Annotated in this window: 12 protein-coding genes, 3 tRNA genes, 3 rRNA genes and 1 other annotated feature; of the genes, 15 read left to right on the forward strand and 3 right to left on the reverse strand. The window is 43.2% G+C overall.

Going from position 1 to position 20,552, the window contains the following annotated elements; genetic code table 11:
• Nucleotides 1–81 precede the first annotated feature (81 nt).
• From yaaA to rrf, 11 genes are all read left to right on the forward strand, one after another.
• Nucleotides 82–294 (forward strand): S4 domain-containing protein YaaA, encoded by a 213-nt coding sequence (yaaA, locus tag JNUCC41_RS08975; RefSeq protein ID WP_034316192.1) that lies wholly within the window; start codon nt 82–84, stop codon nt 292–294.
• Nucleotides 295–315: 21 nt separating this feature from the next.
• A complete protein-coding gene (gene recF / locus JNUCC41_RS08980) occupies nt 316–1,434 on the forward strand; it encodes a DNA replication/repair protein RecF (protein ID WP_192207380.1) in 1,119 nt (372 codons plus the stop codon).
• A gap of 12 nt (nt 1,435–1,446) precedes the next feature.
• Nucleotides 1,447–1,710 (forward strand): extracellular matrix regulator RemB, encoded by a 264-nt coding sequence (gene remB / locus JNUCC41_RS08985; RefSeq protein ID WP_098370330.1) that lies wholly within the window; start codon nt 1,447–1,449, stop codon nt 1,708–1,710.
• 75 nt (nt 1,711–1,785) lie between these two features.
• The gene (gene gyrB / locus JNUCC41_RS08990) at nt 1,786–3,711 is read left to right on the forward strand and encodes a DNA topoisomerase (ATP-hydrolyzing) subunit B (protein WP_192208108.1); all 1,926 of its coding nucleotides are present in this window, start codon (nt 1,786–1,788) and stop codon (nt 3,709–3,711) included.
• 97 nt (nt 3,712–3,808) lie between these two features.
• On the forward strand, nt 3,809–6,358 hold the full coding sequence (gene gyrA / locus JNUCC41_RS08995; RefSeq protein WP_192207381.1) for a DNA gyrase subunit A: 2,550 nt from the start codon (nt 3,809–3,811) through the stop codon (nt 6,356–6,358).
• A gap of 241 nt (nt 6,359–6,599) precedes the next feature.
• A complete protein-coding gene (locus tag JNUCC41_RS09000) occupies nt 6,600–7,667 on the forward strand; it encodes an HD-GYP domain-containing protein (RefSeq protein WP_228467643.1) in 1,068 nt (355 codons plus the stop codon).
• A gap of 329 nt (nt 7,668–7,996) precedes the next feature.
• Nucleotides 7,997–9,547, forward strand: a 16S ribosomal RNA gene (locus JNUCC41_RS09005).
• 116 nt (nt 9,548–9,663) lie between these two features.
• A tRNA-Ile gene (locus JNUCC41_RS09010) sits at nt 9,664–9,740 on the forward strand.
• Nucleotides 9,741–9,756: 16 nt separating this feature from the next.
• A tRNA-Ala gene (locus tag JNUCC41_RS09015) sits at nt 9,757–9,832 on the forward strand.
• A gap of 104 nt (nt 9,833–9,936) precedes the next feature.
• Nucleotides 9,937–12,869 (forward strand): 23S ribosomal RNA (locus JNUCC41_RS09020).
• Between the two features lie 64 nt (nt 12,870–12,933).
• A 5S ribosomal RNA gene (rrf, locus tag JNUCC41_RS09025) occupies nt 12,934–13,049 on the forward strand.
• The 16S, 23S and 5S rRNA genes sit together here with 2 tRNA genes alongside, the layout of an rRNA operon.
• 79 nt (nt 13,050–13,128) lie before the next feature.
• Here the strand turns inward: rrf and JNUCC41_RS09030 are convergent.
• A complete protein-coding gene (locus JNUCC41_RS09030) occupies nt 13,129–14,094 on the reverse strand; it encodes a YaaC family protein (protein ID WP_192207382.1) in 966 nt (321 codons plus the stop codon).
• 111 nt (nt 14,095–14,205) lie between these two features.
• Here JNUCC41_RS09030 and guaB point away from each other — a divergent pair, with 111 nt between their 5' ends.
• The 4 genes from guaB (at nt 14,206) to JNUCC41_RS09050 (ending at nt 19,021) form a co-directional block, all read left to right on the forward strand.
• Entirely contained in the window at nt 14,206–15,669 is a 1,464-nt protein-coding gene (gene guaB, locus JNUCC41_RS09035) for an IMP dehydrogenase (RefSeq protein WP_063236531.1), read from the forward strand.
• 173 nt (nt 15,670–15,842) lie between these two features.
• Nucleotides 15,843–17,162, forward strand: a complete 1,320-nt coding sequence (locus JNUCC41_RS09040) for a D-alanyl-D-alanine carboxypeptidase family protein (protein WP_228467585.1) — start codon at nt 15,843–15,845, stop codon at nt 17,160–17,162.
• A gap of 69 nt (nt 17,163–17,231) precedes the next feature.
• Nucleotides 17,232–17,456: a binding site (T-box leader), on the forward strand.
• A gap of 63 nt (nt 17,457–17,519) precedes the next feature.
• Entirely contained in the window at nt 17,520–18,797 is a 1,278-nt protein-coding gene (gene serS / locus JNUCC41_RS09045) for a serine--tRNA ligase (RefSeq protein ID WP_192207383.1), read from the forward strand.
• A 131-nt stretch (nt 18,798–18,928) separates the two neighbouring features.
• Nucleotides 18,929–19,021: transfer RNA gene (locus JNUCC41_RS09050), tRNA-Ser, on the forward strand.
• Nucleotides 19,022–19,142: 121 nt separating this feature from the next.
• Here the strand turns inward: JNUCC41_RS09050 and JNUCC41_RS09055 are convergent.
• Both JNUCC41_RS09055 and JNUCC41_RS09060 read right to left on the reverse strand, forming a co-directional pair.
• Complete coding sequence (locus JNUCC41_RS09055; protein ID WP_076373259.1) at nt 19,143–19,814, reverse strand: deoxynucleoside kinase; 672 nt, start codon at nt 19,812–19,814, stop codon at nt 19,143–19,145.
• A complete protein-coding gene (locus JNUCC41_RS09060; RefSeq protein WP_141994800.1) occupies nt 19,792–20,451 on the reverse strand; it encodes a deoxynucleoside kinase in 660 nt (219 codons plus the stop codon). The genes JNUCC41_RS09055 and JNUCC41_RS09060 overlap by 23 nt, the downstream gene beginning before the upstream one ends.
• Nucleotides 20,452–20,552 lie beyond the last annotated feature (101 nt).

Here is a 20,552-nt window from a genome sequence, read left to right on the forward strand (position 1 = left end):
AAAAGCTATACTTTGTCTTAATGGGATTAATTTAGTAAAATGAAATATTAAAGACTACTTAAGAAATGAGTGAGGCATGAAATGGACTCCATAAAAATCAATACCGAATATATTACGCTTGGACAATTCCTGAAATTGGCCGATTTAATCCAAAGCGGCGGAATGGCGAAATGGTTCTTAAGTGAATATGAGGTTTACATTAATGGCGAATTAGACGTGAGAAGGGGCAGAAAATTAAGATCAGGTGATAAAATAGAGATTCCTGGATTTGGCACCTACACAATTACAAGCTAAAACATAAGGGAAGAGCGGAATATGTATATTGAAAATATAAGTTTGAAAAATTACCGCAACTATACCGAATTGAATCTGACTTTTGAGAATAAAGTTAATGTAATCCTCGGCGAAAATGCTCAAGGAAAAACAAATGTCATGGAATCCATTTTTGTTTTAGCCATGGCAAAATCCCATCGGACCTCAAATGATAAAGAACTTATTCGCTGGGATGAAGAGTATGCTAAAATAGAAGGAAGAGTTAGAAAGAGAAATACCTCAATACCACTTGAGCTGACCATTTCAAAAAAAGGGAAAAAGGCGAAGTGCAACCATATTGAACAAAGAAAGTTGAGTCAATATGTCGGAAATATGAATGTGGTCATGTTTGCGCCTGAGGATCTTAACCTTGTAAAGGGAAGTCCTCTAGTCAGACGCCGTTTTATAGATATGGAAATTGGCCAGGTTTCTCCCGTATACCTTCATGATATGAGCCAATATCATAAAATACTTCAACAAAGAAATCATTACTTAAAGCTTCTGCAGACCCGGAAACAAACGGATACGACGATGCTTGACGTGCTGACTGATCAATTTATTCAGTATGCAGCGAAAATTGTCGAAAGAAGGTACGAGTTTCTTTTAAAGCTCCAGCAATGGGCAGAGCCGATTCATGCGGGGATCTCCAGAAATCTAGAAGTATTGAAAATCCAATATAAACCGTCGCTTGATGTATCAGAATCTATGGATTTGACGAAAATGATAGAAGTATACACAGAAAAATTTGATAAAATAAAAACAAGGGAGATTGAACGGGGTGTAACATTGGTAGGTCCTCATCGTGACGACCTGGTTTTTTTTGTGAATGACCGCGATGTCCAGACATATGGTTCACAAGGACAACAGCGTACGACTGCCCTGTCTTTGAAACTTGCCGAAATTGAGTTGATCCATGAAGAAATCGGCGAGTATCCCATTTTATTATTGGATGATGTGTTATCGGAACTTGACGATTTCCGTCAATCCCATTTACTGAATACGATACAAGGGAAAGTGCAAACATTTGTGACGACACCCTCCGTTGATGGAATCGATCATCAAACCCTAAGAGAAGCGTCCACCTTTTATGTGAGTCAAGGAAGTATAAAAAAGGTTAAATGATGAGGTGAATGTATGTATCTCCATATTGGTGAAGACATTCTTGTGAAGACGGATGATGTCATAGCCATTTTAGATAAGAAGCTGCTTCAGGCCTCTCCAATCATGAGTGAATTTTTGGAGAAAAAGTCTGATGTAACTTACCATTTAGCAAAAAACTCGGTTAAATCGATTGTAGTGACGGACAAACAGGTATATTATTCACCGCTTGCGTCGTCCACTTTGAAAAAGCGTTCACTGCAATCATCGCTCTTAATCGATGATATAGATATTCTTTGAATTGTAGCTAAACATTATAATTACTCCTGAAAATTGATAAATGCCAAAAGAAAAGTGTAGGTGATACGAATGACAATGGAACAAAAAGAAGTACAAGCTCAGGCATACGATGAGAATCAGATACAGGTTTTAGAAGGCTTAGAAGCAGTTCGTAAACGTCCGGGGATGTATATCGGCTCTACCTCTGCAAAAGGACTTCACCATCTTGTTTGGGAAATTGTCGATAATAGTATTGATGAGGCACTAGCTGGTTTCTGTACGGAAATCAAAGTGACGATCGAAGAAGACAATAGTATAACCGTTGTCGATAATGGTCGGGGAATTCCAGTCGGTATCCATGAAAAAATGGGACGGCCAGCAGTTGAAGTAATCATGACGGTCCTTCATGCGGGCGGTAAATTTGGCGGCGGGGGCTACAAGGTCTCCGGTGGTTTGCATGGTGTTGGGGCTTCAGTAGTTAATGCCCTATCCACAGTATTGGAAGTTTATGTTCATCGTGAAGGTAAAATCCATTACCAGCAATTTAACCGCGGTATCCCTAAAGAAGATTTGAAAATTATCGGGGAAACCGATCATACCGGCACGACTGTACACTTCGTTCCGGATGGTGAAATCTTCACCGAAACCCTGGAATATGATTTCGATACATTAGCCACACGAATCCGTGAGCTTGCATTCCTGAATAAAGGCTTGAAGCTGATCATTGAAGATAAACGTGGGGAAGAAGTGAAAATCAGAGATTTCCACTATGAGGGCGGCATCAAATCTTATGTTGAGCATTTGAACCGTTCTAAAGAGGTATTGCATGAGGAACCGATTTTCATGGAAGGCGAAAAAGATGGAATTTCTGTTGAATTGGCTCTCCAATATAACGACAGCTATATCAGTAATGTCTTTTCTTTCGCCAATAATATCCACACCTATGAAGGTGGTACGCATGAGTCCGGATTCAAGACTGCCTTGACCCGTGTCATCAATGATTATGCACGGAAAAATGGTCTCTTAAAAGAAGCGGATTCCAATTTCTCTGGTGAGGATGTCCGTGAAGGTTTAACGGCAATCATTTCGATTAAGCATCCTGATCCACAATTTGAAGGTCAGACGAAAACCAAACTCGGAAACTCTGAAGTAAGAACGGTTACTGATTCCATTCTTTCGGAAAGGCTTGATGCCTTCTTATATGAGAATCCTGCAGTGGCCCGGAAAATTGTAGATAAAGGGCAAATGGCAGCGAGAGCCCGTTTGGCAGCGAAGAAAGCTCGTGAATTGACCCGGAGGAAAAGTGCTTTGGAAGTATCCAATCTACCGGGTAAATTGGCAGATTGTTCATCTAAGGACCCGGGTATCAGTGAATTGTACATCGTTGAAGGAAACTCGGCGGGAGGCTCGGCTAAACAAGGACGGGACCGCCATTTCCAAGCCATTTTGCCGCTAAGGGGTAAAATCCTGAATGTTGAAAAGGCGCGATTGGACAGAATCCTGCATAATGAAGAAATAGGGACGATCATCACAGCACTCGGAACGGGAATTGGTGATGAATTCAATATTGAAAAAGCTAGATACCATAAAATTGTCATCATGACCGATGCGGATGTGGATGGTGCCCATATCAGAACACTGATGTTGACATTCTTCTACCGGTATATGCGGAAAATTATCGAGTATGGATATATATATATTGCTCAGCCACCACTTTTCAAGATCCAGCAAGGGAAAAAAGTGGATTATGCTTATAATGACCGCGAGCTTGATGAAATCATGGCGAGTTTGCCAAGTACTCCTAAGCCTAACCTGCAGCGTTATAAAGGGCTGGGGGAAATGAACCCAGAGCAATTGTGGGAAACGACCATGAACCCTGAAACGAGAACACTGCTTCAAGTCAGTTTGAAAGATGCTGCCGAGGCAGATGAAACTTTCGAGATGTTGATGGGCGATAAGGTGGAACCGCGACGTAACTTCATTGAAGAAAATGCAATTTATGTAAAAAATCTTGATATCTGATTTTTGACAGGATGCTTTTTACATCCTGTTCTTTAAATAGTGCACGAACAGTTAAATTTTAGATGAGAGTATAAGCTTTTAATAGGAGGTTGGCTCCATGTCAGAAAATGAAAGATCAGGTGTTAAAGAAATAAATATAAGTACCGAGATGCGGACATCGTTTTTGGATTATGCGATGAGCGTTATCGTGTCGCGGGCTTTGCCTGATGTAAGGGACGGTTTGAAACCGGTACACCGAAGAATCCTTTATGCAATGAACGATCTTGGAATGACTTCGGATAAACCATTTAAGAAATCAGCCCGTATTGTCGGGGAAGTAATCGGTAAGTATCACCCGCATGGTGATTCGGCTGTATATGAAACGATGGTACGGATGGCTCAACCTTTTAACTATCGCTATATGCTTGTAGATGGTCATGGGAATTTCGGTTCAGTCGATGGTGACCAAGCTGCCGCAATGAGGTACACAGAAGCGAGAATGTCAAAAATCTCGATGGAGCTACTCCGGGATTTAAATAAAGATACGGTCAATTTCCAGGATAACTACGATGGTTCAGAAAGAGAACCAGCAGTTATGCCTGCCCGTTTTCCGAACTTGTTAGTGAATGGTTCATCAGGAATAGCGGTAGGGATGGCAACCAATATTCCACCACATCAATTAGGTGAAGTAATTGACGGCGTACTGGCATTAAGCAAGAATCCTGAAATTACAATTCCTGAGTTGATGGAGTATATCCCTGGTCCGGACTTTCCGACAGCCGGTTTGATTTTAGGGAGAAGTGGAATCAGAAAGGCCTATGAAACCGGAAAAGGGTCAATCATTCAACGTGCGAAAGTCGAGATTGAAGAGAAACCCAATGGTAAACAAGTAATCCTTGTTAAGGAAATCCCTTATCAAGTGAATAAAGCAAGATTGATTGAAAAAATTGCCGAACTTGCTCGAGATAAGAAAATTGAAGGAATTACCGACTTACGGGATGAATCGGATCGCAATGGCATGCGCATTGTCATGGAGCTTCGAAAGGATGTTAATGCAAATGTCCTTTTAAACAACCTGTATAAGCATACCGCGATGCAGACCACCTTCGGAATCAATCTGCTCGCTTTGGTGGACGGTCAGCCTAAAGTCCTGAATTTAAAACAATGCCTGCGCTACTACTTGGAGCATCAGCAGGTAGTCATACGGCGCAGGACTGAATTTGATTTACGGAAAGCGGAAGCTCGTGCCCATATTTTAGAAGGTTTGCGCATTGCACTTGATAATTTGGACGCAGTCATTACGCTGATCCGCAGTTCCCAAACGACGGACATTGCCCGTGAAGGCTTAATGACACAATTCTCACTTTCCGAAAAACAGGCGCAAGCTATCCTGGATATGCGTTTACAACGCTTGACAGGTCTGGAACGTGAAAAAATTGAAGATGAATATCAGGCATTAATGGCTATAATTGCAGAATATAAAGCGATTCTTGCTGATGAGGAAAAGGTTCTTGAAATTATCCGTGAAGAGCTTCTTGAAATTAAAGAACGTTTTGATGATAAACGGAGAACTGAAATCACATTAGCCGGCTTTGAAAGCCTGGAAGATGAAGATTTAATCCCAGAGGAAAATATAATCGTGACACTTACGCATAACGGTTATATTAAACGCTTGCCTGCAACCACATACCGCAGTCAAAAACGCGGAGGGCGCGGGATACAGGGTATGGGAACGAATACAGATGACTTTGTCGGTCACTTGTTAACCACATCGACTCATGACACTCTATTATTCTTCACCAACAAAGGTAAAGTCTATCGTTCCAAAGGATATGAAATACCTGAATATGGCAGGACGGCAAAAGGATTGCCGCTTATCAACCTGTTGGAAGTCGATAAAGGTGAGTGGGTCAATGCAATCATACCCGTGAAGGAATTTGCGGACGATTGGTATTTATTCTTCACGACCAGACATGGGATATCAAAGCGTACACCTTTGTCGTCTTTTGCAAATATCCGTAATAACGGTTTAATTGCCCTAGGTTTACGTGAAGATGATGAATTGATTTCTGTCCGACTTACGAATGGAGAGAAACAGATCATAATTGGAACGAAGTCCGGGATGATGATCCGTTTCCCAGAGACGGATGTACGGACAATGGGGCGTACTGCAGCGGGAGTGAAAGGGATTTCCTTAGGGACGAATGATGAAGTTGTCGGAATGGAAATTCTTGAAGATGATGAAGAAGTCCTGATCGTTACGAAAAACGGTTATGGAAAACGGACCTCAGCGGAAGAATACCGTATTCAAAGCCGTGGAGGAAAAGGAATAAAAACATGTAATGTCACTGAGAAGAATGGTGAACTTATAGCCGTGAAAACAGTTACGGGTGTAGATGAAGATTTGATGCTTATTACAGCAGCTGGTGTATTGATCCGAATGGAAGTCGAAGGCATTTCTAAAACGGGCCGTAATACTCAGGGTGTTAAGCTCATCCGACTCGAATCCGCTGATAATGAATATGTTTCGACGGTAGCCATAGTAGGAAGAGAAGAAGAAGAAGAAGAAAAAGACATGGAAATAGAAACGGTCACGACTCCAGATTCTGATTCTGAACCTGCTGTAAGTGAAGAAAATGAAAAAACTGAAAAAGATACGGAAGAATAATCTTTTCACAAAAAAGATCCAGGCAATTAAGCTGGGTCTTTTTTTGTGTTAGATGAACTTCAAACTGATCTTATGAGTGTTCGGATTTGAGTAAAAAGACTTATCATATTAAGAGGATTCAAAATGAAAATGCTAATAAATTGAATTTATTTAGGTATTTAATCATAAAAAAGATAGTTTCTACCAGGTTTTTCAAGTAGAATGATACTCACCAATATTACCGAGGTGAAACGTTTTGCTAGTGAAAACTCGCTATTTAATCGAAGGCTGCATCCTGTCAAAAGAGATTAGAGGCCTTTCGAACAGACCCATAATGTATGAAAAAACAATATTGACCCGGCAATTAATCGAAGCTTTGCAAGCCTTTCTAATAACAGAGGTAAGCGTTGAAAAGACTTTGATTGATGGAAAGAGATTTCTGCCGAAAGAAGTAATGGATCCAGAATGGGATGAAACGGAAGAGTCATCGGGTTTTACGGATTTTTATCTTAAGTCAGTACAAACATATAAACGATTATTTAAAAATTGGCAAGCTGGCAGTAAAGTCGAGGTGGCCATGATTCGTTTAATCATGATTCCCCTTATGGATAAGGCTTTAGAGGAACCAGGAAACATTTTGAAGCTGCACCACTATTGCAATAAAGAAGACTATGTATATCATCATGCTATTTCCATTGGATTAATAGGAGGATATATCGCATATAAAATGAAATGCAATAGGGCTGATGTCTACCAAGCTGCAATTGGCGGGTGTCTGGCTGATTGCGGGATGGCAAAGCTGCCACCAAGGTTATTAAATAAAACGGCAAGCCTGACAGCATCTGATTATGAGGAGATACATTCTCATCCTATTTTCAGCTACAAGATGATTAAAGATAGTTCCATCATTAAGGATAGTGTGAAGATTGCCGTTCTGGAGCATCATGGAAGATTAGATGGAACGGGTTATCCCAAAAGGTTGAAAACAAAACCCATGAACTTATTCTCAAAAATGATTGCGGTTGCAGATGTATTTCACGCCATGACTTCCGAGAGGACTTATAGAAAGAAACAGTCTCCGTTTAAGGTATTAGAAATGATCTTACATGATGACTTTGGTAAATTTGATATTGGGGTAGTTAAAACCTTGTTATCAAGCTTCGCTAACTTTTTCATAGGAAGCAGGGTCAAACTGAACAATGGATTCATTGCTGAAATCATTTTTATTGATGCAGGCTCGGAGACAAGACCGGTCATAAAGGTGATGGATAGTGAGCAAATTATCAATTTAGGGATTAATCGGGAATTACATATAGAAGAAATATTATAATGTTTAAAGAAAAAGTTTACTATTAATAAAAGTAAGCTTTTTCAGCTTGATCAGGAGTGCAGCCATAGTATTTGAAATCTATGAATTCATGTATATTTTTTTATTTTAAAATAACTATTGCTTTTATTCCTGATACTAGATATAATAACTAAGTCGACAGCGAAAGAATAAAGTTGTTGACAAAAAATAATATAGTTGATATATTATTAAAGTCGTTTCCAAACGAACGACAATAAATCGCTCTTTGAAAACTGAACAAAACAAAGCGCCAACGTTAAATTTTAAGTGAGCACACACTATTAAAAAAGCAAATGAGCAAGTCAAACATTTCTTCGGAGAGTTTGATCCTGGCTCAGGACGAACGCTGGCGGCGTGCCTAATACATGCAAGTCGAGCGAATCGACGGGAGCTTGCTCCCTGAGATTAGCGGCGGACGGGTGAGTAACACGTGGGCAACCTGCCTATAAGACTGGGATAACTTCGGGAAACCGGAGCTAATACCGGATACGTTCTTTTCTCGCATGAGAGAAGATGGAAAGACGGTTTACGCTGTCACTTATAGATGGGCCCGCGGCGCATTAGCTAGTTGGTGAGGTAATGGCTCACCAAGGCGACGATGCGTAGCCGACCTGAGAGGGTGATCGGCCACACTGGGACTGAGACACGGCCCAGACTCCTACGGGAGGCAGCAGTAGGGAATCTTCCGCAATGGACGAAAGTCTGACGGAGCAACGCCGCGTGAACGAAGAAGGCCTTCGGGTCGTAAAGTTCTGTTGTTAGGGAAGAACAAGTACCAGAGTAACTGCTGGTACCTTGACGGTACCTAACCAGAAAGCCACGGCTAACTACGTGCCAGCAGCCGCGGTAATACGTAGGTGGCAAGCGTTGTCCGGAATTATTGGGCGTAAAGCGCGCGCAGGTGGTTCCTTAAGTCTGATGTGAAAGCCCACGGCTCAACCGTGGAGGGTCATTGGAAACTGGGGGACTTGAGTGCAGAAGAGGAAAGTGGAATTCCAAGTGTAGCGGTGAAATGCGTAGAGATTTGGAGGAACACCAGTGGCGAAGGCGACTTTCTGGTCTGTAACTGACACTGAGGCGCGAAAGCGTGGGGAGCAAACAGGATTAGATACCCTGGTAGTCCACGCCGTAAACGATGAGTGCTAAGTGTTAGAGGGTTTCCGCCCTTTAGTGCTGCAGCTAACGCATTAAGCACTCCGCCTGGGGAGTACGGCCGCAAGGCTGAAACTCAAAGGAATTGACGGGGGCCCGCACAAGCGGTGGAGCATGTGGTTTAATTCGAAGCAACGCGAAGAACCTTACCAGGTCTTGACATCCTCTGACAACCCTAGAGATAGGGCTTTCCCCTTCGGGGGACAGAGTGACAGGTGGTGCATGGTTGTCGTCAGCTCGTGTCGTGAGATGTTGGGTTAAGTCCCGCAACGAGCGCAACCCTTGATCTTAGTTGCCAGCATTCAGTTGGGCACTCTAAGGTGACTGCCGGTGACAAACCGGAGGAAGGTGGGGATGACGTCAAATCATCATGCCCCTTATGACCTGGGCTACACACGTGCTACAATGGATGGTACAAAGGGCTGCAAACCTGCGAAGGTAAGCGAATCCCATAAAGCTATTCTCAGTTCGGATTGCAGGCTGCAACTCGCCTGCATGAAGCCGGAATCGCTAGTAATCGCGGATCAGCATGCCGCGGTGAATACGTTCCCGGGCCTTGTACACACCGCCCGTCACACCACGAGAGTTTGTAACACCCGAAGTCGGTGAGGTAACCTTCATGGAGCCAGCCGCCTAAGGTGGGACAGATGATTGGGGTGAAGTCGTAACAAGGTAGCCGTATCGGAAGGTGCGGCTGGATCACCTCCTTTCTAAGGATAATTACGAGAGCGCTTTTGTTTTGTTCAGTTTTGAATGAGTGATTCATTCAATTAAATAGCAATCCCGCGATAAGCTTGGGAAGCAGAAGCTTATTATTTATGTGAATGGGCCTATAGCTCAGCTGGTTAGAGCGCACGCCTGATAAGCGTGAGGTCGATGGTTCGAGTCCATTTAGGCCCACCATTCCATTTTCCCAAACGGGGCCTTAGCTCAGCTGGGAGAGCGCCTGCCTTGCACGCAGGAGGTCAGCGGTTCGATCCCGCTAGGCTCCACCAATGAAACAATCACGTTGTGATTGGGACAGCTTGTTCCTTGAAAACTAGATAATAGATAGAAGGCAATTAATTTTTTTCAAAGCATCTGTAAGATCTTTTTTAACGGTTAAGTTAGAAAGGGCGCACGGTGGATGCCTTGGCACTAGGAGCCGATGAAGGACGGGACTAACACCGATATGCTTCGGGGAGCTGTAAGTAAGCTTTGATCCGGAGATTTCCGAATGGGGAAACCCACTGTTCGTAATGGAACAGTATCTTTACCTGAATACATAGGGTACTGAAGGCAGACCCGGGGAACTGAAACATCTAAGTACCCGGAGGAAGAGAAAGCAAACGCGATTTCCTGAGTAGCGGCGAGCGAAACGGAATTAGCCCAAACCAAGAGGCTTGCCTCTTGGGGTTGTAGGACACTCAACATGGAGTTACAAAGGAACGGGGTAAATGAAGCGACCTGGAAAGGTCCGTCGAAGAAGGTAAAAACCCTGTAGTTGAAACTTCGTTCCCTCCTGAGTGGATCCTGAGTACGGCGGGACACGAGAAATCCCGTCGGAAGCAGGGAGGACCATCTCCCAAGGCTAAATACTCCCTAGTGACCGATAGTGAACCAGTACCGTGAGGGAAAGGTGAAAAGCACCCCGGAAGGGGAGTGAAATAGATCCTGAAACCGTGTGCCTACAAGTAGTCAAAGCCCGTTAATGGGTAATGGCGTGCCTTTTGTAGAATGAACCGGCGAGTTACGATTTCATGCGAGGTTAAGTTGATAAGACGGAGCCGCAGCGAAAGCGAGTCTGAATAGGGCGAATGAGTATGAGGTCGTAGACCCGAAACCAGGTGATCTACCCATGTCCAGGGTGAAGTTCAGGTAACACTGAATGGAGGCCCGAACCCACGCACGTTGAAAAGTGCGGGGATGAGGTGTGGGTAGCGGAGAAATTCCAATCGAACCTGGAGATAGCTGGTTCTCTCCGAAATAGCTTTAGGGCTAGCCTCAAGATGAGAGTATTGGAGGTAGAGCACTGATTGGACTAGGGGCCCCCAACGGGTTACCGAATTCAGTCAAACTCCGAATGCCAAATACTTATTCTTGGGAGTCAGACTGCGAGTGATAAGATCCGTAGTCGAAAGGGAAACAGCCCAGACCACCAGCTAAGGTCCCAAAGTATACGTTAAGTGGAAAAGGATGTGGAGTTGCTTAGACAACCAGGATGTTGGCTTAGAAGCAGCCACCATTTAAAGAGTGCGTAATAGCTCACTGGTCGAGTGACTCCGCGCCGAAAATGTACCGGGGCTAAACGTATCACCGAAGCTGTGGATTGACACCATTGGGTGTCAGTGGTAGGAGAGCGTTCTAAGGGCGTTGAAGTCAGACCGGAAGGACTGGTGGAGCGCTTAGAAGTGAGAATGCCGGTATGAGTAGCGAAAGAAGGGTGAGAATCCCTTCCACCGAATGCCTAAGGTTTCCTGAGGAAGGCTCGTCCGCTCAGGGTTAGTCGGGACCTAAGCCGAGGCCGAAAGGCGTAGGCGATGGACAACAGGTTGATATTCCTGTACCACCTATACATCGTTTGAACGATGGGGGGACGCAGAAGGATAGGGTAAGCGCGCTGTTGGATATGCGCGTCCAAGCAGTTAGGCCGGAAACGAGGCAAATCCCGTTTCCATTAAGGCGGAGCTGTGATGGCGAGGGAAATATAGTACCGAAGTTCCTGATTCCACGCTGCCAAGAAAAGCCTCTAGTGAGATGTAAGGTGCCCGTACCGCAAACCGACACAGGTAGGCGAGGAGAGAATCCTAAGGTGTGCGAGAGAACTCTCGTTAAGGAACTCGGCAAAATGACCCCGTAACTTCGGGAGAAGGGGTGCTTTTTAGGGTGAATAGCCCAGAAAAGCCGCAGTGAATAGGCCCAGGCGACTGTTTAGCAAAAACACAGGTCTCTGCGAAGCCGCAAGGCGAAGTATAGGGGCTGACACCTGCCCGGTGCTGGAAGGTTAAGGGGAGAGGTTAGCGCAAGCGAAGCTTTGAACCGAAGCCCCAGTAAACGGCGGCCGTAACTATAACGGTCCTAAGGTAGCGAAATTCCTTGTCGGGTAAGTTCCGACCCGCACGAAAGGTGTAACGATCTGGGCACTGTCTCAACGAGAGACTCGGTGAAATTATAGTACCTGTGAAGATGCAGGTTACCCGCGACAGGACGGAAAGACCCCGTGGAGCTTTACTGCAGCCTGATATTGAATTTTGGTACAGCTTGTACAGGATAGGTAGGAGCCTGAGAAGCCGGAGCGCTAGCTTCGGTGGAGGCGTTGGTGGGATACTACCCTGGCTGTATTGAAATTCTAACCCGCGCCCCTTATCGGGGTGGGAGACAGTGTCAGGTGGGCAGTTTGACTGGGGCGGTCGCCTCCTAAAGAGTAACGGAGGCGCCCAAAGGTTCCCTCAGAATGGTTGGAAATCATTCGTAGAGTGTAAAGGCACAAGGGAGCTTGACTGCGAGACCTACAAGTCGAGCAGGGACGAAAGTCGGGCTTAGTGATCCGGTGGTTCCGCATGGAAGGGCCATCGCTCAACGGATAAAAGCTACCCCGGGGATAACAGGCTTATCTCCCCCAAGAGTCCACATCGACGGGGAGGTTTGGCACCTCGATGTCGGCTCATCGCATCCTGGGGCTGTAGTCGGTCCCAAGGGTTGGGCTGTTCGCCCATTAAAGCGGTACGCGAGCTGGGTTCAGAACGTCGTGAGACAGTTCGGTCCCTATCCGTCGCGGGCGCAGGAAATTTGAGAGGAGCTGTCCTTAGTACGAGAGGACCGGGATGGACGCACCGCTGGTGTACCAGTTGTCTTGCCAAAGGCATAGCTGGGTAGCTACGTGCGGACGGGATAAGTGCTGAAAGCATCTAAGCATGAAGCCCCCCTCAAGATGAGATTTCCCATGGCGCAAGCTAGTAAGATCCCTGAAAGATGATCAGGTTGATAGGTCAGAGGTGGAAGCGTGGCGACATGTGGAGCTGACTGATACTAATAGATCGAGGACTTAACCAACGCTTTTTAAAAAATGAAATACCTTCTTATTATCTAGTTTTGAAGGAACAACGTTCCTTTTATGTTTGGTGGCGATAGCGAAGAGGTCACACCCGTTCCCATTCCGAACACGGCAGTTAAGCTCTTCAGCGCCGATGGTAGTTGGGGGTTTCCCCCTGTGAGAGTAGGACGCCGCCAAGCCATTTCAAAGATCAGCCATCCAGCTGGTCTTTTTTCGTCATTCGGGGCAGATCAATCGGCCAATTGGATGTTGGAAGGATCAAAAGTGGAACCTCTCCGACTTAATCCATTCAAATATTAAAAATGGCACCTTAGCTTGGCTTATTTTAAGGAATTGCACAATGCAAGGGTAATCATCATTGGGCATGGTTTTCATCAGTTCTGCCCACCATTCTGTTTCATAACGAGCTATTATGCTAAGGTTATAAGAAATCAAATAATGGATCAAAAGTTCAGGTAATGAAAAAGCTGACGAATCTTTATTGAGTGATAGCATAAACTGTCTTTCCGCCAAATTATACCGTATTGGGGAAGAAGCATTATGAATAGGAATGCCATCAGTTTTTAAATGCAGTGTCCCATGCGCTTCTGAGATACTGTAAACTTGATTCGTTTTAGCTTTCAAAAATTCTTCCATTCGACTGCTGGACATTTGATAGCTATCCAATGTCGTTGAGGGTAGTTGAAAACCATTCGAAGAGGGTAACATGGTGACGAAATTTTTCTTGGAAATGGACCATGTAAAATTTTGCATTTCCGGTATTTCCTTCATCAGCGTTCCCATGGAAAATTTTTCACCCTCCAAATGCTTGATATGAAATAACTTCTCGGCAATGCAAGTGAATAGTCCGTTCTTTTGCGTTTTAACTTCGTCCTTTAAAAATTCATATTGTTGTTTTTTCTTCTTTCTCGTAGTGACCCCATGGGCAAGCATCGAGGTTGATTCCGGATAGTTGGGATCGATCGTGAGCAGACAAGCCTTTAACAATTGGGCGAATCCATAAAATGTTAGGATCGGTTGTATGGAAAGTGGTGCAATGGCAGCCTGATTATAATATGTTTTAGCATGTTCAAGATGGTAAATAAATGGATAACAATTATCATAACTTTTTATTTCCGCTTCTGCTATTTTTTCATGCGTGTAACATTTTTGTAAAAAAAGTTGTGAGGAAGATGCGGAAAAAAAAGGTGTATATTTATCGAAATTATCATTGTTTTCAGGCATTGCAGCGATCCTCCGAATTAATAGAATAATCAAACTTTTATTTCTCTTCTTGACAGTAGTATGTCCTATTGATAACCTACAAATAATATTTTTAAGCAGGAGGGGAAAATAATGTGGGAAAATAAATTTGCAAAAGAAGGTTTAACCTTTGATGATGTCCTATTAATTCCAGCGAAATCAGAGGTTTTACCGAAAGATGTTAACCTTCAAGTCAACTTAGCTGAAAACTTAAAGCTCAACCTTCCTATCATCAGTGCAGGAATGGATACCGTGACAGAAGCTGAAATGGCAATTGCCATGGCTCGTCAAGGCGGATTAGGTATCATTCATAAAAATATGTCTATTGAAGCACAAGCTGAACTGGTGGATAAAGTAAAACGTTCAGAAAGCGGTGTAATTACCGATCCATTTTTCTTAACGCCGGATCACCAGGTATTTGATGCAGAGCATTTAATGGGTAAATATCGCATTTCGGGTGTTCCTGTAGTCAACAATATAGAGGACCAAAAACTTGTGGGTATCATTACAAACCGTGATTTGCGATTTATTTCCGATTTTTCCTTGAAGATTTCCAGTGTCATGACTGTAGAGAATCTGGTCACAGCGCCAGTGGGAACTAACTTGGAACAAGCAGAGAAGATTCTTCAAAAGTACAAGATTGAAAAGCTTCCCCTTGTTGACGATAATGGAGTCCTTAAAGGACTTATTACGATCAAGGATATCGAGAAAGTCATTGAGTTCCCGAATTCGGCGAAAGATAAGCAAGGAAGATTACTTGCAGGTGCTGCAGTCGGAGTGACTAAGGATACAATGAAGCGTGTTGAAATGCTAGTTAAGTCCCATGTCGATGCAATTGTACTTGATACTGCTCACGGTCATTCAGAAGGCGTTCTTGAAATGGTGAAGGAAATCCGCGGGACATATCCTGAATTGACGATCATTGCCGGTAATGTGGCAACGGCTGAAGGGACTAAAGCACTGATTGAAGCGGGTGCCGATGTAGTCAAAGTTGGAATCGGACCAGGGTCAATCTGTACGACAAGGGTTGTTGCTGGTGTAGGTGTTCCACAAATTACGGCAGTTTTCGATTGTGCGACAGAAGCAAGAAAACATGGTAAAACGATCATCGCTGATGGTGGAATTAAATACTCTGGTGATATCGTTAAAGCCTTGGCTGCAGGCGGACATGCAGTAATGCTTGGCAGCATGCTTGCAGGTGTAACTGAAAGCCCAGGCGAGACGGAAATTTTCCAAGGCCGCCGTTTTAAAGTGTATCGGGGTATGGGCTCTGTTGCTGCAATGGAAAAGGGATCTAAAGATCGTTACTTCCAAGAAGATAACAAGAAATTCGTACCGGAAGGCATCGAAGGGCGCCTTCCATATAAAGGACCTCTTTCAGATACCATTTTCCAACTGATTGGCGGCATTCGCTCAGGTATGGGATATTGCGGTACAGCCACATTGGAAGAGTTGAGGGAAAACTCTCAATTTGTCAAAATGACCGGTGCCGGGTTAAGAGAGAGCCATCCTCATGATGTCCAAATTACCAAAGAAGCACCGAACTACTCAATGTAATGAATTTAACATATAATCGTCATTAAAATTTATTATTAAAATAGACAGAGTCTGCGATTACTCTGTCTATTTTTTTTATTTTTTCTGTGATAAACTAGACAAGGTGTCAAGGGAATTACATAAAGTTTCTTCTATGTTATAGAGATTAGCTTAAAAGTTGGAGGTATTGGAAATTGAAAAAAATCAGCAAGATGACCCTCATTTTCACTTTTGTTTTAGTTCTTGTTATGTCGCAATTTGCCTATCAACCGGGGGAAGCTGTTGCTGAATCTGATAATTTAGGTTTAAAAGCAGAGGCAGCCATCGTCATTGATGGTGTAACAGGACAAATCGTGTATGAAAAAAATGCCGATAAAGTATTAGGGATTGCATCCATGTCTAAAATGATGACCGAGTACATCATAATGGAGTCAATCGAAAATGGGAAAATCAGTTGGGATCAAAAAGTTAAAATAAATAAATACGTACATGACCTTTCAAAAGCACCCAATTTGTCGAATGTTGGGTTAACAGAAGGTGAAGATTATACAGTTAAGGAACTATATCAAGCTATGGCCGTCTATTCCGGAAATGCGGCAACAGTAGCTTTAGCACAGTTGGTTTCCGGAAGTGAAAAGAGCTTCGTTAAGTTAATGAACGAAAAAGCAAAGGAATTAGGTTTGAAACACCATAAATTCGTTAATGCCAGCGGTTTGAACAACTCCGATTTATTAGGACAGTATCCTTCCGGTAATGAAGATGATGAAAATATCATGACAGCAAAAGATACTGCCCTTCTTGCTTATCGTTTAATAAACGATTATCCGGAAGTGTTAAAGATCGCCAGCATTCCTAAATTGAAGTTCCGCGATGGAAAAGAATATCCGAACTTCAACTGGATGTTGCCAGGTCTGATATTTGAATATAAAGGCGTAGATGGACTAAAAACGGGTTCTACTGACTTTGCCGGTTATGGACATACAGGGACGGTTATCCGAGACGGTCAGCGCTATATCACGGTGGTTATGAAGTCCACTAATAAAAACGAACGTTTTGCAGATAGCACTAAGCTTATGAACTATGCTTATGCAACCTTTAAAAAGGAAAAAGTCCTTCCAGCCAATTACCAGGTGAAAGGGAAAGAAACACTTTCAGTAGTAAAAGGTAAGGAAAAAAACGTTAAGATTCAATCTGAAAAGGCAATCGAGCTACTTGTTGAAAATGGTGAGAAAGATAACTATAAAACAGATTTAGTGATCGATAAAAAGAAATTGAATGATGATGGCAAGCTTACTGCACCAATCAAAAAAGGTGAAAAGCTAGGTTACATCACAGTCACTCCTAAAAAAGGAGAAGATTACGGGTACATTAACGGCGATCCGGTTAAGGTGAACGTCGTAGCTGCTGAATCTGTTGAAAAGGCAAACTGGTTCGTATTATCAATGCGAGCGGTTGGCGGATTCTTTGGTGACGTATGGAGCAGTGTAGCTTCTACTGTTAAAGGCTGGTTTTAAGTTTCGCGTATAAAACGGTTGCGTAATGTATAAAATTATAGTACATTATGGAAAACAATCTGATTATATAAGAAAGCAATGACAGGATATAGTAACAAGTACTTCTTTCTATAGAGAGCCGATGGCTGGTGGAAATCGGTGTGAGAGTTTTGTGAATCCCTCCTGGAGCAGAGTATGGAAAGCCTTTCGGGTCAGTAAATACTTTCGGTTAAAAGCCGTTATCGAGATAAGTGGTAGGCGTTTTTCATACGCCTTCAACTAGGGTGGCAACGCGGGTTAACTCTCGTCCCTTCTTCAGGGGACGGGAGTTTTTTGCGTTCTTTGATAAATCAACGAACTATTAAGGAGGAACTGAAAATGTTGGATTTGAAATATGTAAGGAATAATTTTGAAGAAGTGAAGCGTGTATTGCAATTTAGAGGAGAAGATTTGACCGATTTAGGTAAATTCGAGGAACTGGATGTAAAGCGTCGGACTTTGATTGCTGATACGGAAAAGCTGAAAAGCCAAAGAAACGAAGTTTCACAGCAAGTGGCCGTATTGAAACGGGAAAAAAAGGACGCAGATCAGTTGATTGCCGAAATGCGTGAAGTTGGTGACCGTATCAAAGGGTTCGATGATGAACTTCGTGAAGTGGAAGCCCAGTTAGAAACATTACTTCTTTCCATTCCGAATATTCCGCATGAAAGTGTGCCTGTTGGTGAGACGGAAGACGATAATGTCGAAATCCGTAAATGGGGAGAGTTACCGGAATTCAAGTTTGAACCGAAACCACACTGGGATGTAGCTGGAGATCTAGGCATCCTGGATTTTGAACGGGCAGCAAAAGTGACCGGAAGCCGATTTGTATTTTATAGGGGTCTTGGTGCTCGATTAGAGCGTGCTTTAATTAGCTTTATGTTGGACCTTCATGTTGAGGAACACGGATATGAAGAAATGCTGCCGCCATATATGGTGAACCGTGCAAGCATGACGGGAACAGGTCAATTGCCAAAATTCGAAGAGGATGCTTTCCGTATCGAAAGTGATGATTACTTCTTGATTCCTACAGCCGAAGTCCCGGTGACAAACTTCCATCGTGATGAAATCATGAGCACGGACGATCTGCCGATAAGCTATGCGGCATACAGCGCTTCATTCCGTTCAGAGGCAGGATCTGCTGGTCGTGATACCCGCGGGTTAATTCGTCAGCACCAATTCAATAAAGTTGAATTAGTGAAGTTCGTGAAGCCGGAAGATTCTTATGCAGAATTGGAAAATCTCACAGGTCATGCCGAAAAGGTCCTTCAATTGCTAGGCCTCCCATACCGAGTGCTGAGCATGTGTACGGGAGATCTTGGATTCACTGCTGCTAAAAAGTATGATATCGAGGTTTGGATCCCGAGTTATGGGACGTACCGAGAAATTTCTTCTTGCAGTAACTTTGAAGCATTCCAGGCTAGACGGGCCAATATCCGCTTCAGACGTGATGCAAAAGGCAAACCGGAACATGTCCATACTCTAAATGGGTCAGGTCTGGCAATCGGCCGTACAGTCGCTGCACTTTTGGAAAATTTTCAGCAGGAAGATGGCAGTGTTATCATTCCTGAAGTATTACGTCCATATATGCGCGGTGTGGAAGTCATTAAACCGTAAGTTAAAAGGAATCAGCTTCTGATTAAAGAGGCTGATTCTCCCTTTTATCTAAGTTTGAAATTATTTTAAAAAAACTTTATAGAGGGCTTGACTTTAATTTTAATTCCATGTAATATAATAAATGTTGATACGGAGGTATACCCAAGTCCGGCTGAAGGGATCGGTCTTGAAAACCGACAGGGGAGTCAAATCCCGCGGGGGTTCGAATCCCTCTACCTCCTCCATAACTTATTAATAACCACAGCGCATAAATTGGATATCGATAAATTCCGTTACAGATATGTAACGGAATTTTTGTTTTCTAATATATTAAAAAACCACCGGATAACCGGTGGTTTTTCTGTTTTACACATTTCGCAATAACTTGGTTTGCTCCATATATTCGGCAATCCGTTTTATAAGAGGTTCGATGCTTGCTTCATCCTGCATAAGGTCATATTCGTTTATATTTAACCGAAGGACAGGGCAGGCGTTGAATTGATCGATCCATTCTTCGTAACGGCCGTGCATTTCCTGCCAATATTCAATTGGGGTATGCTGTTCCATTGGACGGCCGCGCTCTTGGATCCGGTCGAGGATATCATCCAGCGAACCTTCGAGATAGATAAGTAAATCAGGGTGCGGGAAGTATGGCGTCATTACCATGGCGTTGAAAAGGCTTGTATAAGTTTCGTAGTCCACATCATTCATCGTGCCTTTTTCATAATGCATTTTTGCAAATATCCCGGTGTCTTCATAAATGGAACGGTCTTGGATAAAACCGCCGCCATATTCGAAGATCTTTTTTTGCTCTTTAAAACGTTCAGCGAGGAAATAGATTTGCAGGTGGAAACTCCAACGATTAAAATCATCGTAAAACTTATCCAGATAGGGGTTCGTATCAACCTTTTCAAAGGATGTCCTGAATTGAAGGGCATCGGCTAAAGCATTGGTCATGGTCGATTTTCCTACGCCAACCGTCCCTGCTATCGTAATGACAGCGTTGTTTGGAATATTATATTTCTTTCGTAAGTTCATTTGACTTGACTCCTTTGTGCAGGGCATTCTCTATTTGGCTGATTATCGTTTTCAAATCATCCTTGTTCCCGACAAAATCCAGCTCATCTCCGTTGAATGTAAGAACAGGTATGTCAGGGTGCTGTTTCTCAAATGCTTCCATGAACGTTCGATAATCCGCGGATAACTGCTCTAAATAAATGGAGGATATATTTTTTTCGAATTCACGACCTCTTTTGCCGATTCGGGAGATAAGAGTATCAAGACTTGCATTTAAATAAATCACCATATTAGGTTTAGGCATATCACGTGTTAAAATATTGAATATTTCAAGGTACTTATTGTATTGTCCGTTCTTTAACGTTCGTTCAGCAAATATCAAGTTCTTGAATATATGGTAATCAGCCACCACGGCTTGGTTATTAGTAAGATACTTTTTTTCGATATCTTCCAATTGTTTATACCGGTTACACAGAAAAAACATTTCTGTTTGAAAGCTCCACTCATCAATATCTTTATAGAATTTCCCGAGAAATGGATTTTCATCTACAATTTCCTTCAATAATGAAATTTGAAAATGATCTGCGATAACTTTTGCAAGTGATGTTTTTCCCACGCCGATTGGACCTTCGACGGTGATAAATGGGGTGGATTTCATCCAATCTGTCCTCCTTCATGAGGTATCAAGCTGAAATTCCCGGTTATTAGGTTTTTCGCCAAGAGATATTGTATCACAGACTTGGGACTTTAGTGATATTT

Source organism: Brevibacillus sp. JNUCC-41 (assembly GCF_014844095.1).
GTDB lineage: Bacteria > Bacillota > Bacilli > Bacillales > DSM-1321 > Peribacillus > Peribacillus aracenensis.

What these genes read in the sequence shown, in the direction of transcription:
- yaaA (WP_034316192.1), top strand. Translation starts at nt 82, where the DNA reads ATGGACTCCATAAAAATCAATACCGAATATATTACGCTTGGACAATTC.
- recF (WP_192207380.1), top strand. Translation starts at nt 316, where the DNA reads ATGTATATTGAAAATATAAGTTTGAAAAATTACCGCAACTATACCGAA.
- remB (WP_098370330.1), top strand. Translation starts at nt 1,447, where the DNA reads ATGTATCTCCATATTGGTGAAGACATTCTTGTGAAGACGGATGATGTC.
- gyrB (WP_192208108.1), top strand. Translation starts at nt 1,786, where the DNA reads ATGGAACAAAAAGAAGTACAAGCTCAGGCATACGATGAGAATCAGATA.
- gyrA (WP_192207381.1), top strand. Translation starts at nt 3,809, where the DNA reads ATGTCAGAAAATGAAAGATCAGGTGTTAAAGAAATAAATATAAGTACC.
- JNUCC41_RS09030 (WP_192207382.1), bottom strand. Translation starts at nt 14,094, where the DNA reads ATGCCTGAAAACAATGATAATTTCGATAAATATACACCTTTTTTTTCC.
- guaB (WP_063236531.1), top strand. Translation starts at nt 14,206, where the DNA reads ATGTGGGAAAATAAATTTGCAAAAGAAGGTTTAACCTTTGATGATGTC.
- serS (WP_192207383.1), top strand. Translation starts at nt 17,520, where the DNA reads ATGTTGGATTTGAAATATGTAAGGAATAATTTTGAAGAAGTGAAGCGT.
- JNUCC41_RS09055 (WP_076373259.1), bottom strand. Translation starts at nt 19,814, where the DNA reads ATGAACTTACGAAAGAAATATAATATTCCAAACAACGCTGTCATTACG.
- JNUCC41_RS09060 (WP_141994800.1), bottom strand. Translation starts at nt 20,451, where the DNA reads ATGAAATCCACCCCATTTATCACCGTCGAAGGTCCAATCGGCGTGGGA.